A 13,357-nucleotide genomic window follows, 5' to 3' on the forward strand; every position below is an offset into this window, starting at 1 on the left:
GCGCCCGACCCGGGGCAGGATGCCGGAATGCGCGACGACATCCGCGACTACCTGGCCGAACTGGTCCGCCGCTCCCGGGACGTGCTCGGTGACGACCTGGTCGGGGCGTACGCGGCCGGGTCGGTCGGGCTGGGCGCGTACCAGCCGGGGCGCAGCGACGTGGACGTGGCACTCGTGGTCGCCCGGCCGCTGCCGGCGGCGGCCAAGCGGGCGCTGGTGGACCGGCTGCGGCACGAGTCGCTGCCCTGCCCGGCGCGCGGCCTGGAGCTGGTGGTCTACCGCCGGGACGTGGCCGCCTCCGGCACCCCGGAGCCGGGCTTCGACGTCGAGCTGAACACCGGCGCCACCATGCCGTTCCGCGCCACCTACGACCCGGCCGACCGGCCCGCCGCCGACGGCCGGTTCTGGTACGCGCTGGACCGCAGCATCCTGCGCCAGTCCGGCCGGACGCTGCTCGGCCCGCCCGCCGCCGACGTGTTCGCCGACCCGTCCCCGCAGGAGCTGCGGGCGCTGCTGGCCGACGCGCTGCGCTGGTGGCTGGCGCTGCCCACGCCACCCGGCGACGAACCGGCCCCCGGCGCGGAGGACGCGGTGCTCGGCGCGTGCCGCGCGCTGGTGCGCAGCCGCGACGGCGTCTGGCTGGGCAAGGTCGACGCCGGGCTCCGGGTCGCAGCCGACGACCCGGACGCCGCGCTGATCCGGGCCTCGATCGACGCCCGCCAGGGTGGCACCCCGCCGTCCGGTCCGGCCGCCCGCGCGTTCCAGCGGCGGGTGCTGGACCGGATCACCGCGGACTGAGCCCGGCCGGGCGTGACTAGTGTGGGCCGGGGGAGGTGCGGTGATCATGATTGAGCTGAGCGCGTCCGCGCGGGCCGGGCTGGAGGCGGTGGTGCCCGGCGGCGTGGCGACCCGGGCCGCGGACCGGCTGCGGATGGCCCACGACGCCTCGCACTACCTGCTGCACCCTGGCGCGGTGATTGCCCCGTCCGACGCCGGCCAGGTCGCCGCGCTGCTGACGCACAGCCGCCGCACCGGCACGCCGCTGACGTTCCGCTCCGGCGGCACCAGCCTCAGCGGCCAGGCGGTCACCGACCGGCTGCTCGTCGACGTACGGCGGCACTTCCGCGACCTGAGCGTGCTCGACGACGGTCGGCGGGTGCGGGTGCAGCCGGGGGTGGTGCTGCGGCAGGTGAACGCCCGGCTCGCGCCGTACGGCCGCAAGCTCGGCCCCGACCCGGCCAGCGAGTCCGCGTGCACGGTCGGCGGCGTGGTCGCCAACAACTCCAGCGGCATGACCTGCGGCACCGAGTTCAACACGTACCGGACGCTGGAGTCGCTGGTGCTCGTGCTGCCCAGCGGCACCGTGCTCGACACCGGCGCCCCGGACGCCGACGCCCGGCTGCGCGCCGCCGAACCGGCACTGCACGCCGGACTGCTGCGGCTGCGCGACCGGGTACGCGGCAACAGCGACTCGGTGCGCCGCGTCCGCGCCCAGTACGCCATGAAGAACACCATGGGGTACGGCGTGAACGCGTTCCTCGACCACGACGACCCGGCCGATCTGCTCACCCGGCTCGTGGTGGGCAGCGAGGGCACGCTCGCGTTCGTCGCGTCGGCGACGTTCCGCACCGTACCCGTGCACCGGCACGCCGCGACGGGCCTGCTGGTCTTCGACTCCCTCGGCGCGGCGATGGCCGCCATGCCCGCGCTGGTGGCGGCCGGGCCGGCGGCGGTCGAGCTGCTCGACGCCGTCGCCCTGCGGGTGGCCCAGCGTGACCCGCAGGCGGACGCCGCGCTGCGTGGCCTGGCCGTGCGGGGGCACGCCGCGCTGCTCGTGGAGTGGCAGGAGTCCGACCCGCAGGCGCTGGCCGCGCGGGTCGCCGACGCCGGCCCGGTGCTCGCCGGCCTGCCGTTGAGCGCCCCGGCCCGGCTCAGCGGCGAACCCGCCGCCCGGGCCGCGCTGTGGCACATCCGCAAGGGCCTGTACGCGGCGGTGGCCGGCGCGCGCCCGTCCGGCACCACGGCGCTGCTGGAGGACATCGCCGTGCCGGTCGAGGCGCTCGCCGGCACCTGCGCGTCGCTGGCCGACCTGTTCGACCGCCACCGGTACGCCGACAGCGTCATCTTCGGCCACGCCAAGGACGGCAACCTGCACTTCATGCTCAACGAGCGGTTCGACGGCGGCGAGGCCCCGGCGCGTTATGCCGACTTCACCGAGGAGATGGTCGACCTGGTGCTCGGCCACGGCGGCACGCTCAAGGCGGAGCACGGCACCGGCCGGGTGATGGCCCCGTACGTGCGCCGCCAGTTCGGCGACGAGCTGTACGAGGTGATGCGCGAGCTGAAGACGCTCTGCGACCCGGACGGCGTGCTCAACCCGGGCGTGCTGCTCAGCGACGACCCCGAGATCCACATGCGGCACCTCAAGACCGTGCCGACGGTGGAGGAGGAGGTGGACCGCTGCGTCGAGTGCGGCTACTGCGAGCCGGTCTGCCCCAGCCGCGACCTCACCACCACGCCCCGGCAGCGCATCGTGCTGCGCCGGGAGATCGCCGCCGCGCAGGCCGCCGGCGACACCGCGCTGGGCCGGGAGCTGACCGACGCATACGACTACGACGCGGTGCAGACCTGTGCCGTCGACGGCATGTGCGCCACCGCCTGCCCGGTCCTGATCAACACCGGTGACCTGGTCAAGCGGCTGCGCGCCGCGGAACACGGCCGGGCCGCGTCGACCGGCTGGCGGGCGGCGGCCCGTCGCTGGGGCGCCACCACCCGGGGCATGGCCCGCGGGCTCGACCTGGCCGGCGCGCTGCCCGCGGCGCTGCCCGAGGCCGCCACCCGGGCCGCCCGCGCGGTGCTCGGCGCCGACCGGGTGCCGCGGTGGCAACGGGACCTGCCCCGCGGCGGCACTCCGCGCCGCCCCCACCCGGCCGACGACCCGGACGCCGTGTTCGTCCCCTCCTGCCTGGGCACGCTGTTCGCCCCGGCGCAGGGCGGCACCGGCGTGGCCGCCGCGCTGCTCACGCTCGCCGAGCGGGCCGGCGTACGCCTGCTCGTGCCCGACGGCATCGGCGACCTGTGCTGCGGCACCCCCTGGTCCTCGAAGGGACTCACCGACGGCTACCGGGCCGTGCGCGACCGGGTCCCGCCGGTGCTGCGCGCGGCGAGCCGCGACGGCGCGCTGCCGGTGATCAGCGACGCCGCGTCCTGCACGGAGGGCTTCGAGCGGCTGCTCGACGGCGCCGCGAACGTGCGGGTCGTCGACGCGGTCGCGTACACCGCCGGCACGCTGCTGCCCCGGCTGACCGTGCGCCGCCGGATCGGCTCGCTCGCGCTGCACCCGACCTGCTCTTCGGTCCGGCTCGGCCTGGACGACGCGCTGCTCACCGTGGCCCGCGCGGTCGCCGACGAGGTGGTGGTCCCGGAGGGCTGGCAGTGCTGCGGCTTCGCCGGGGACCGGGGACTGCTGCACCCGGAGCTGACCGCGTCGGCCACCCGGGCCGAGGCCGCCGCCGTCACGTCCCGGCCCTTCGACGGGTACGCCTCGGTGAACCGCACCTGCGAGATCGGGCTGGCGCGGGCCACCGGGCAGCCGTACCGGCACCTGCTGGAGCTGCTGGCGGAGGCCACCTCGCCGTAGCGGTCCGGGGGAGTGGTGTGTCGTCCTCCGCGGTCGACGCCAGCTCGGGGAGGTGGCGGGGTCCGGGTGGGTCGGACGGCAACACTTCCCCGTACTGGTGTTGACCTTGGCCCTGGTTGGGTGACTTGGTTCTCATGAGGGGGATGCCGCCACTTCGGCGAGGTGGTGTCGACCTTGGTGGCGTGGGCTCCCGGGCGCGGGCAGGTCATGCGTGATCGACACCAGCTCGGGGAAGTGGTCTGGTCGGGGTGGATTGGATATGACCACTTCCCCGTGATGGTGTTGACCTTGGCTTGGCCGGCTGCGCGTGGGGTTGCGTGATCGACACCAGGTCGGGGAAGTGGTCCGGTTCAGGCAGGTCCGATGTGACCATTTCCCCGTACTGGTGTTGGCTCTGGTGTCGGTCGAGTGCCGGTTCCTTGCGTGATCGACACCAGCCCGGGGAGGTGGTCTGGTCGGGGTGGGTTGGATGTGGCCATTTCCCCGTGGTGGTGTTGACCTTGGCTTGGCCGGGGTGGGTGGGGTTGCGTGATCGACACCAGCTCGGGGGAGTGGTCTGGTCCGGGTGGGTTGGATGTGACCAATTCCCCGTGATGGTGTTGACCTTGGCTTGGCCGGGGTGGGTGGGGTTGCGTGATCGACACCAGCTCGGGGGAGTGGTCTGGTCCGGGTGGGTTGGATGTGACCAATTCCCCGTGATGGTGTTGACCTTGGCTTGGCCGGCTGCGCGTGGGTTGGGTTGCGTGATCGACACCAGGTCGGGGGAGTGGTCTGGTCCGGGCGGGTTGGATGTGACCGTTTCCCCGTGATGGTGTTGACCTTGGCTTGGCCGGGGTGGGTGGGGTTGCGTGATCGACACCAGTTCGGGGGAGTGGTCTGGTCCGGGCGGGTTCGATGTGGCCACTTCCCCCACTGGTGTTGGCCTTGGCGTCGGTCGAGTGCCGGTTGCTTGCGTGATCGACACCAGCCCGGGGAGGTGGTCTGGTCCGGGTGGGTTGGATGTGGCCATTTCCCCGTGGTGGTGTTGACCTTGGCTTGGCCGAGGGCGGGTGGGGTTGCGTGATCGACACCAGTTCGGGGAAGTGGTCTGGTCCGGGTGGGTTGGATGTGACCGCTTCCCCGCAGTGGTGTTGACCTTGGCTTGGGGCGGGGGCGCGTGGGTTGCGTGATCGAGGCGGTGTGCCGGTTGAGGGAGGCGTCGGTGATGAGCGGTCCGGGTGCCGTGAGCTGGGCGGGCGTACCGGAGTCTCGATTGCGGGCGGGCCGGGGGCGGCAGGGCTTACGGTGCGAGAGGGGAGTCCACGGGAGGGTGACGCGGTGGCGGCGGGGATGTTGTCGGGGCGGGTCGCTGTGGTCACCGGCGCGGCACGCGGGATCGGCCGGGCCGCCGCGGTCGCGTTGGCCGAGGCGGGCGCGGACGTGGCCGGGATGGACGTCGCCGGGCCGGTCAGCCCGATCCTGGACCCACCGCCCGCCACGCCGGAGGACCTGGCCGAGACCGGCCGGCGGGTGACGGCGGCGGGCGCCCGCTGGTCGGCGCACGTGGCCGACCAGCGCGACATCGGGGCGGTACGGGCGGTGGCCGAGGCGGTCGAACGGGAGCACGGCGGCGTGGACGTGCTGTTCGCCAACGCCGGCATCCAGGCGTTCGCGCCGCTGCTGAAGATGACCGACCAGCACTGGCACGACCAGATCGACGTGAACCTCACCGGCGCCGCAAACGTGCTGCGGGTGTTCGCGCGGCTGCTGGTACGGCGCGGCGGCGGACGGATCGTCATCACGTCGTCCACCCAGGGGCAGCACGGCACCACGAACGGGTCCGCGTACTCGGCGTCCAAGTGGGGCCTGATCGGGCTGATGAAGTCCGCCGCGCTGGAACTCGGGCCGCACGGCGTGACGGTGAACGCGGTGATCCCGGGGCTGGTCGACACCGCGCTGACCCGGCACCGGGACCGTTACGTGCAGGCGCTGGTCGAGGCCGGGAAGTCACCGTCGGGTGACCTGGCCGAGGTGGAGCGCGAAGCGGTTGAGGCGCTGCGGGCGAAGACGCCGCTGGGCGTGCCGTGGGTGGAGCCGGAGGACGTCGCGCCGCTGGTGGTGTTCCTCGCCTCCGACGCGGCGCGGATGGTCAGCGGCACGTCATTCGCCGCGACAGCGGGCGACAGCGCCCACGTGACCGCCTGACCTCGCCGGGCCGCCGCCGACGGCCGGCACGGTTAGGCTCGGGCGATGCATCGATCGCGGTTGTACGCCCTGATCATCGACGCGCCGAAGGACGAGGCGGGGGAGTCCGCCGCGTTCTGGTCCGCCGCGCTCGGCGCGGACCCGCGTACCGATCCGGCCGAGCCGGAGTTCACCGGCCTGGCCGACGTGGCGCCGGGGCTGGTCACCGCCGTGCAGTCGGTCGACGACGCGCCCCGCTACCACCTCGACATCGAGACCGACGACGTGGCGGCCGAGGTCGAGCGGCTGCGTGGGCTGGGCGCCACGCCGGTGTCCCGCTGGCTCGACTGCCAGGTGCTGCGCGCGCCGGGCGGGCATCTGCTCTGCGTCATCCCGGTGGCCAGCGACGGCGAACTGTTCGAGGCCACCGCCACCCGCTGGCCGTGACCCCGGACCTGAGTCGGCGCCCCGGATGCCAACCGGCTCCCCCGAGGGCAACTGCGCCCCGGAGGGGACCCTCGGCCCGGACGTGGACCTGCGCCCCGGATGTGGACCGGCGCCCCGGCGGTGAGCCGGGGCGCCGGAACCGGTGCCGTCAGCGGTACGGCAGCGTGACCGTCGAGGTGTTGCCGACGCCGAGGGTCGTGGGCGCGCCGCCGATGGCGTTCCACACCTCGACGCGCACCGTCCCGCCCGACATGTTGCCGAGCGTGCCGGTGGCCGAGAGCAGGCCCTGGGTCTGCCGGTAACGCTCCGCGCCCGGGATCGGGTCGGTGGCGAAGTACCTGTAGGTCTCCACCCGCTCGACGCTGCCGTTGCCGGTCAGGTCGTAGGAGACCCGGATCTGGACGCCGTTACCCACCGCGGCGCCCGCGTCGACGGCCAGGTCGAACGCGGTGGCGCCGCCGGTGAACGTGCCGGTCAGCCCGGTGGCGGTGAACACCTGCGGGTTGGTCGGCGTGCCGTCGTGGTTGCCGTTCGCCGCCGCCACGTTCACCGTGCCGCTCGTGCCGGCGGTCCCGTCGAGCCCGCCGCCGGAGCGCAGGTACCGCACCGGCTTCAGCGTCGCCGGGCTGCTCGTGCTCGGGCTGGGGCTGGCGGAGGTCGGCGTCGGGCTCGCGGTGGTCGGGGTGGGGCTGGGCGTCGAGGTCGTCGGGCCGCCGGTCGGCACGGTTCCGCCGCCGGTGGCGTTGCCGCCGCTCCACGTGTACGCCCCGGAGGTGGCGGTCTTCCCGGGCGCAACGGTGAGCGTGACGCCGTTGGAGAACGTGACGGTGAGCGGGCGGGCGGTGATGTTCGACGCCACGTAGGTGCGGACGCCGTTCTTGACGAACACCTTCGCCAGCGGGTGGTTCGCGGTCACTGTGGTGTCCACGGTGCCGAGCGCGGCCAGGTTGCGGATCCAGTGGAACGTGTGCGCCTTGCTCTCGCCCTCCTCGCTGGTGAATCCGCTGTTGGCGCGGAAGTTGCGCAACGCCTGCTCGCCGTCGCCGAGGGCCAGGAACTCCCAGATGATGTCCTGCCACACCGTCGGCGGGCCGCCCTTGTTGGTGACCAGCTCGGCGTAGTTGGCCTTGACGTACTCGGGGAAGTCGCCCAGGTAGAGGTGACCACCGGTGATCGGCAGCATGTTGATGCCCTGGATCATCTCCGGCGCAGCGGAGAACCAGGTGGAGTACGACCCGCCGTCGCCCCACACCATGCCGACGGTCTTGTGCCCGAACGCGGACGGGAAGTTCTGGTCGTACACGTCGAACCAGTACTCGGAGATAGCGGCGGACTGGGTGGTCCACAGGTAGACGCCGGCGTCGCGGACGGCGGTGTCGCCGGTGGCCTGACCCCACTGGATCAGCGCGTTGGCGAAGTTCATCCCCTCCGACGAGGACTCCTGGTTGTTGCCGGCGAAGAACGGCGCCAGCCCGGAGGCCCAGTCGTGCCCGGCGTAGATGTCGAAGTCACGCAGGTAGGGGAAGCGGCTGTCCGCGCGGTCGTAGTTGTTGGCGTCGCGGATGAGCAGGTCGACCATGCCGCCGTAGCGGCTGTCGTCGGCCCAGCCGGGGTCGAACTTGGCGACCGTGGCGGCGGCGGCGATGAAGTAGCCGTAGTGGAAGTGGTGGTCGTTGAGGTCCTCGTCGGAGCCGTACGAGGCGGGGTAGCCGATCAGCGTGCCCCAGTTGCGGTCGTAGTAGAACAGCTGGCCGGACTCGCCCGAGCCCGCGGTGAGCCAGTTGGTCAGCCGGTTCTTCATCGCGGTCAGCGCGGAGTCACGGACCGAGGTCTGCCCGAGCTGGTCGGCGATCTCGGCGATCCGTGCGGCCCGGCCGAGTCCCTTGCCGGCCCAGTACGTGTCGGGGCCGCTGACGCCTTCGGGGTTGCCCTGCTCGGCGTTCAGGTAGCCGGTGACTGTGGACAGGTCCGCGCCGCTGGAGTCGCCGACGGCGGGCACCTCGGGCAGCACGCCGGTGAAGCGCATCGTGGTGGTGAACGACGGCACGCCGGTGAGGATCCGCATGGCGCCGCGCGCCGAGACGTACGTCTGGCTGATCGGGGTGGCGCCGGTGAGGCTGCGCCACTGGTGCGGGTAGAGCGCGACCACCGTCTTCGTCTCGCTGCCCTCGCGGGGCGTGGTGGTGAACGTGTACGTGGTGCGCACGGTGCCGGCGGACGGGTCGTAGGCGTAGCTCATCCGGGTGCCGGTGACGTGCGCGTGGGCGTAGCGGGCGTAGGTGTCGGCGAGAGCGGCCCGGTCGCCGCCGCCGGGCAGCGCGGCCACCGAGAAGTACCCCTTGCCGGCCAGCGTCGAGCTGATGCCGGTGCCGTTGACGGTCCAGGTCGCGCCGGTCGGCGCGTACGCGACGTAGTCATGGCCACGGACGGTGAAGCCGATGGTGGCGCCGGAGTTGCGCCAGACGGTGGGCGTGCCGGCGGCGGTGAGCTGCGCGGTGCCGCCGCTGACCGTGTAGTAGCCGATCGGCAGGCCGTGGCCGATGGTGGCGCGCATGGTGCGGCTGCCGTCGCTCCAGTCGGCGGTGACCGTCCAGTCGGTCCAGCCGGCGGCCTTGACCACCGGCGCGGCCAGGCCGGGCATCCCGACGCGCACGTCCTCGGTGTACGGGTAGTGGAACTCGCCCACGCCGGTGGCGGTGCCGCTGATCGCCGGCGTGGTGGTGTAGGACAGTCCGAGCCCGTTGTTCTCGGCCTTGTACGCCAGCGGATGCGCGTGCAGGACCTCGCTGCCCGTGCAGTTGTTGCGCTTCCAGATCAGCGAGGACCACCAGTCGTTGGTGGGGATCGCGCCGGCCGGCGCGTCGGCGGTGGTGAACGTCCTCGGGTTGGTGCTGATCGCGCCGCAGCCCTTCGGCAGCAGGGCGCCGGCCGGTCGCGTCTCGGTGTAGCTGCCCGCGCCGACGGCGCCGGCGGTGGCGGTGCCGCCACCGCCGACGACGACGCCCAGCAGGCCGGCGGCGAGCACTGACGCGGCGACGAGGGCGGCTGCCCGCCGGCCACGCCGCCGGGTCGGGGACGGGACGGGCGTCGCGGGTACGGGGTCGGGGGAGAAGTCCCGCAGGAGGGTCATGGAGGTCCCCTTCACGGAGGAGAAGCGGGGGTACGGGGTGATGGTCGATCGCTGTGAGAGCGCTCTCTTGGGAAGGGACATTAAGGTTCGGGTTACGGATCCGTCAATGTCCTGTTACCAAAGAGAGCGCTCTCCACCGCTGTGGTTGACCCTCCGCAGCAGCCTCCCGTACGCCCGGTGAGCAGGGCGGACGACCGCACACGGCGCCGCCCCCGGCCGGTGACCGGGGGCGGCGCGGCGCGTACCCGCGCTCAGGCGGCCGTGGCGGCGAGCCGCTCCGTGGCGTCAGCGGCGGCCGGCTGGCCGGTGGCGTGCGGCCGGGCGGCCGGGGCGACGGTCCCGGCGGGGCGCGACGCGATCGGGCCGGGCGCCGCGGCGGGGCGCGACGGCGTGCCGGGCCGCGGCGTCCGGGCCGTGGTGAGCGCGGTCTGGGCGGCGTTCCACGCGGCGCACGGCCAGGCGGCCCCGGCGCAGCTCGGGCTCGCGCAGACACGTTCGGCGTCGGGCTGGTGCGCGTCGGCCACCGCGGCGGCCAGGTCCCACAGCAGCGGATCGGTCACCTCCGCGGGGCGGTCGGCGACGCGGTCTGTGCTGGCTTCGGACATGATTCGGTCCCCCCTGTCGTGAACGGCCCCCACCTGTTTCCGGAATCGGCGCCCGGCAAACCTGCGTCCGGCCCGGCGCGGACATAGGCTGACCGTCGTGGCGAGGTACTACGACCTGCATCCGGACAATCCCCAGCCCCGCGTGATCCGGCAGGTGGTGGATCTGCTGCGCGCCGACGGGGTGATCGCGTACCCGACCGACTCCTGCTACGCGCTCGGCTGCCGCATCGGCAACCGCGACGGGGTGGAGCGCATCCGCGAGATCCGGCGGCTCGACGACCGGCACCCGTTCACGCTGATGTGCGCCGACTTCGCCCAGCTCGGCCAGTTCGTCAAGCTCAGCAACGCGGTCTTCCGCCAGGTCAAGTCGGTCATCCCGGGCAGCTACACGTTCCTGCTGCCGGCCACCGCCGAGGTGCCCCGGCGGCTGCAGGACCCGCGGCGGCGGGTGGTCGGGGCACGGGTGCCGAGGCACACGGTGACCCAGGCGCTGCTGGCCGAGCTGGGTGAGCCGCTGCTGTCCAGCACGCTGCTGCTGCCCGGCGAGGACGAGCCGATGACCCAGGGCTGGGAGATCAAGGAACGGCTCGACCACCTGATCGACGCCGTGGTCGACGCCGGTGACTGCGGGCTGGAGCCGACCACCGTGGTCGACCTGTCCGGCGACGAGCCGGAGATCCTGCGTCGCGGCGCCGGGGACCCGGCCCGCTTCGAGTAGCGATCACCGATTCCGCCCCGTCCGGGCGCCGTCGTGGGGCACGGTAGGGACCCGGGGGACGGTGACGGGGGTACGGCGTGGAAGCACTCCTGCTGATCACGGTGCTCGGCGCGACAGTGCTCGTCGGCACCACGATCGGCGGTCGCTACAGTGTCGCGCCGCCCGTCCTGCTGATCGCCCTGGGCGCGCTGATCGGCCTGCTGCCGCCGTTCGACAACCTGATCCTCGAACCCGAGGTCGTGCTGGTGCTGTTCCTCCCGGCGATCCTCTACCGGGAGAGCCTGGTCATCAGCCTGCGCGAGATCCGGGCCAACCTGGTCGTGATCATCGGCCTCGCCGTCGTGCTGGTGATCGTCACGATGGCCGCTGTCGCGTTCACCGCGCAGGCGCTCGGCGTGGCGGCGGCCTCCGCCTGGGTGCTCGGCGCGGTCCTGGCGCCCACCGACGCCGCCGCCGTGGCCGGCCTGGCCAAACGGATGCCGCGCGGCATCCTCACCACGCTGCGCGCGGAGAGCCTGGTCAACGACGGTACGGCGCTCGTGCTCTTCGCCGTGGCGGCGGGCGTGGTCGCGGGCGGGACGGTGCCCGGGCCGCTGTTGCTCACCGGCGAGTTCGTCGGCAAGTCGGCCGGCGGGGTGGCCGCGGGCCTGCTCGTCGGCGCGGTCGTGGTGCTGATCCGCAAGCACGTGGACGACCCGATGCGCGAGGGCGGGCTGAGCATCCTCACCCCGTTCGTCGCGTTCCTGCTCGCCGACGCGGTGCACGCCAGCGGTGTGCTGGCGGTCGTCGTGTCCGGGCTGGTGCTGTCCTACGCCGCGCCCCGGGTGATCCGGGCCCGCTCCCGGGTCACCGCGTTCGCGTTCTGGGACCTGTCCACCTTCATGGTCAACGGCGGCCTCTTCGTGCTGCTCGGCACGCAGGTGCCCCGCTCGCTGCGCGGCATCACCAGCCACTCGCCGACCGCCTCGCTCGGCATCGCGGTGCTCGTCGCGGCGGTCGTGGTGGCCATCCGGCTGGTCTGGGTGCACCTGTCGGTGTCGGTGCTGCAACGGGTGGACCGCCGCGAGTCGAGCCGGGCGCGGCACTTCGACTTCCGGATGCGTACCGCTGTGGGCTGGGCCGGGTTCCGCGGCGCCGTCTCGCTCGCCGCGGCGCTCGCCGTGCCGGTCACCATGCACGACGGCACCCCGGTGCGCGAACGCGACCTGATCATCTTCGTCACCGTCGTGGTGATCGTGCTGATCATGCTGGTGCAGGGCACGACGCTGCCGGCCGTCGTGGGCTGGGCCGGCCTGAACGGCGACCGGGAACGGGACGAGGAGGTGCGCTGGGCCCGGATCCGGGCCACCGAGGCCGCCCTGGAGGCGCTGCCGCGGGCCGCCAGCGACGTGGGCGCCACCCAGGACACCGTGGACCGGCTGCGCGCCGACTACGAGGACCACCTGGCCGACGTTCGTGACCCGGGCGGCGAGGACGCGGAGGGGGAGCGGGAGATGGCCCGCCGGCTGCGGCTGCGGGTGCTGGACCACAAGCGGCAGGAGATCACCCGGCTGCGCAACACCAGGCAGATCGACGACGCGGTGCTGCGGCAGCTCCAGGCGGCCATCGACATCGAGGAGATCCGGTTGCTCGGGCCGGAGATGGAGGAGTGAGCCGGCCGGCCGCCACCCGGACGGGGTGGCGGCCGGGGTGGCTCAGCGCGCGTCGACAGCGACGACCGTGTACGGGGTGGTCGGCGTCGGCGGGGTGGTGAACCGGCCGTTCGGCAGGTAGAGCCGGCCGAGCGCGGCGGCCACGGTGGTCGGCACGTCGAAGCCCGGGTCGGTGATGACGCCGCGCGCGACGCCGGCCGTGCCGGAGCGGTTCAGGTCGACCACGGCGACCTGGTTGAGGAAATTCTGCACCACGTACAGCGTGCGGCCGAGCAGCAGCAGGCCGTCGCCGTTGAGGAAGGTGGCGCCCGGCACCTCGACGGCGGTGGTGACGCCGGTGGCCAGGTCCACCCGGAACAGGGTGCCGGTGTTCGACTGCACGACGATCAGCGCGCGCCCGTCCGGTGTGGGCGCGATGCCGTTGAGGTTGACGCCGGTGCCGGTCTGCTGGAAGTCGCCGGTCAGCGGCAGCGTGGTGAACCCGTCGGCGGGCGGCAGCGTGCCGCCGCGTCCGAGCGGCAGGCGGTAGAGCACCGGCCGGTTCGAGTCGGTGAACCAGGCGGCGTCGCGGGTGAGCGTCACGTCGTTGACGAACGTCGGCGCCTCGGCGAACCGGTAGCTCGCGAGCACGGCGCCGGTGCGGGTGTCGATGACCCGGGCGTCCCCGGCGGTGCCGCCGGCGACGAAGAGCCGGCCCCGTGCGTCGACCTTCAGGCCGAGCGACGGGGTGCCGGTGGCGGGGCTGACCTGCTTGCCCGCCCCGGTGATCAGGTCGGCGCGGTAGATCTCACCGGTGGCCCGCGACCCGAACCAGGCGTACCGGCCGGCGGTGGCGACGCCCTCCGGCGCGAAGCCGTCCGGCAGCGCGATGACGCTCGGGCGGCGGTCGTGGGCGGCGGCGGGCGCCGGGGCGGCGGTGGTCACGAGGGTGGCGGTCAGGGCGACGCCGAGGGCGGTCCTGATGCGTCGGTTCACTGTGGTCCTTCCGGCGATGGCGGTGGG

9 protein-coding genes are annotated in these 13,357 nt (G+C 73.6%); 6 read left to right on the forward strand and 3 right to left on the reverse strand.

Going from position 1 to position 13,357, the window contains the following annotated elements; all coding sequences use genetic code 11:
* Positions 1-27: 27 nt before the first annotated feature.
* The 4 genes from AMK25_RS12750 (at position 28) to AMK25_RS12765 (ending at position 6,250) form a co-directional block, all read left to right on the forward strand.
* The gene (locus AMK25_RS12750) at positions 28-798 is read left to right on the forward strand and encodes a nucleotidyltransferase (protein WP_073828558.1); all 771 of its coding nucleotides are present in this window, start codon (positions 28-30) and stop codon (positions 796-798) included.
* Positions 799-844: 46 nt separating this feature from the next.
* On the forward strand, positions 845-3,640 hold the full coding sequence (locus AMK25_RS12755) for an FAD-binding and (Fe-S)-binding domain-containing protein (RefSeq protein ID WP_073828653.1): 2,796 nt from the start codon (positions 845-847) through the stop codon (positions 3,638-3,640).
* 1,317 nt (positions 3,641-4,957) lie between these two features.
* Entirely contained in the window at positions 4,958-5,824 is an 867-nt protein-coding gene (locus AMK25_RS12760; RefSeq protein WP_241826343.1) for an SDR family NAD(P)-dependent oxidoreductase, read from the forward strand.
* Positions 5,825-5,869: 45 nt separating this feature from the next.
* On the forward strand, positions 5,870-6,250 hold the full coding sequence (locus AMK25_RS12765; protein ID WP_073828560.1) for a VOC family protein: 381 nt from the start codon (positions 5,870-5,872) through the stop codon (positions 6,248-6,250).
* A 148-nt stretch (positions 6,251-6,398) separates the two neighbouring features.
* Here the strand turns inward: AMK25_RS12765 and AMK25_RS12770 are convergent, their stop codons facing one another.
* Together AMK25_RS12770 and AMK25_RS12780 are read right to left on the reverse strand one after the other, a co-directional pair.
* Complete coding sequence (locus AMK25_RS12770; protein WP_073828561.1) at positions 6,399-9,380, reverse strand: glycosyl hydrolase; 2,982 nt, start codon at positions 9,378-9,380, stop codon at positions 6,399-6,401.
* 251 nt (positions 9,381-9,631) lie between these two features.
* Positions 9,632-9,985 carry a hypothetical protein gene (locus AMK25_RS12780; RefSeq protein WP_073828563.1) on the reverse strand — a complete coding sequence of 118 codons (354 nt, stop codon included), beginning with the start codon at positions 9,983-9,985 and terminating at the stop codon, positions 9,632-9,634.
* A gap of 97 nt (positions 9,986-10,082) precedes the next feature.
* Here AMK25_RS12780 and AMK25_RS12785 point away from each other — a divergent pair, with 97 nt between their 5' ends.
* The gene (locus AMK25_RS12785) at positions 10,083-10,703 is read left to right on the forward strand and encodes an L-threonylcarbamoyladenylate synthase (protein WP_073828564.1); all 621 of its coding nucleotides are present in this window, start codon (positions 10,083-10,085) and stop codon (positions 10,701-10,703) included.
* 77 nt (positions 10,704-10,780) lie between these two features.
* Positions 10,781-12,355 carry a Na+/H+ antiporter gene (locus tag AMK25_RS12790; RefSeq protein WP_241826344.1) on the forward strand — a complete coding sequence of 525 codons (1,575 nt, stop codon included), beginning with the start codon at positions 10,781-10,783 and terminating at the stop codon, positions 12,353-12,355.
* A 42-nt stretch (positions 12,356-12,397) separates the two neighbouring features.
* Here AMK25_RS12790 and AMK25_RS12795 read toward each other — a convergent pair whose 3' ends face one another.
* A complete protein-coding gene (locus tag AMK25_RS12795; protein ID WP_073828565.1) occupies positions 12,398-13,330 on the reverse strand; it encodes a superoxide dismutase in 933 nt (310 codons plus the stop codon).
* Positions 13,331-13,357: the final 27 nt, after the last annotated feature.

It is taken from the genome of Micromonospora sp. TSRI0369 (assembly GCF_001905625.1).
In the GTDB taxonomy this organism is placed as follows: domain Bacteria; phylum Actinomycetota; class Actinomycetes; order Mycobacteriales; family Micromonosporaceae; genus Micromonospora; species Micromonospora echinospora_A.

Coding starts and splice junctions, on each gene's coding strand:
- AMK25_RS12780 (WP_073828563.1), bottom strand. CDS start 9,985: ATGTCCGAAGCCAGCACAGACCGCGTCGCCGACCGCCCCGCGGAGGTG.
- AMK25_RS12765 (WP_073828560.1), top strand. CDS start 5,870: ATGCATCGATCGCGGTTGTACGCCCTGATCATCGACGCGCCGAAGGAC.
- AMK25_RS12770 (WP_073828561.1), bottom strand. CDS start 9,380: ATGACCCTCCTGCGGGACTTCTCCCCCGACCCCGTACCCGCGACGCCC.
- AMK25_RS12755 (WP_073828653.1), top strand. CDS start 845: ATGATTGAGCTGAGCGCGTCCGCGCGGGCCGGGCTGGAGGCGGTGGTG.
- AMK25_RS12750 (WP_073828558.1), top strand. CDS start 28: ATGCGCGACGACATCCGCGACTACCTGGCCGAACTGGTCCGCCGCTCC.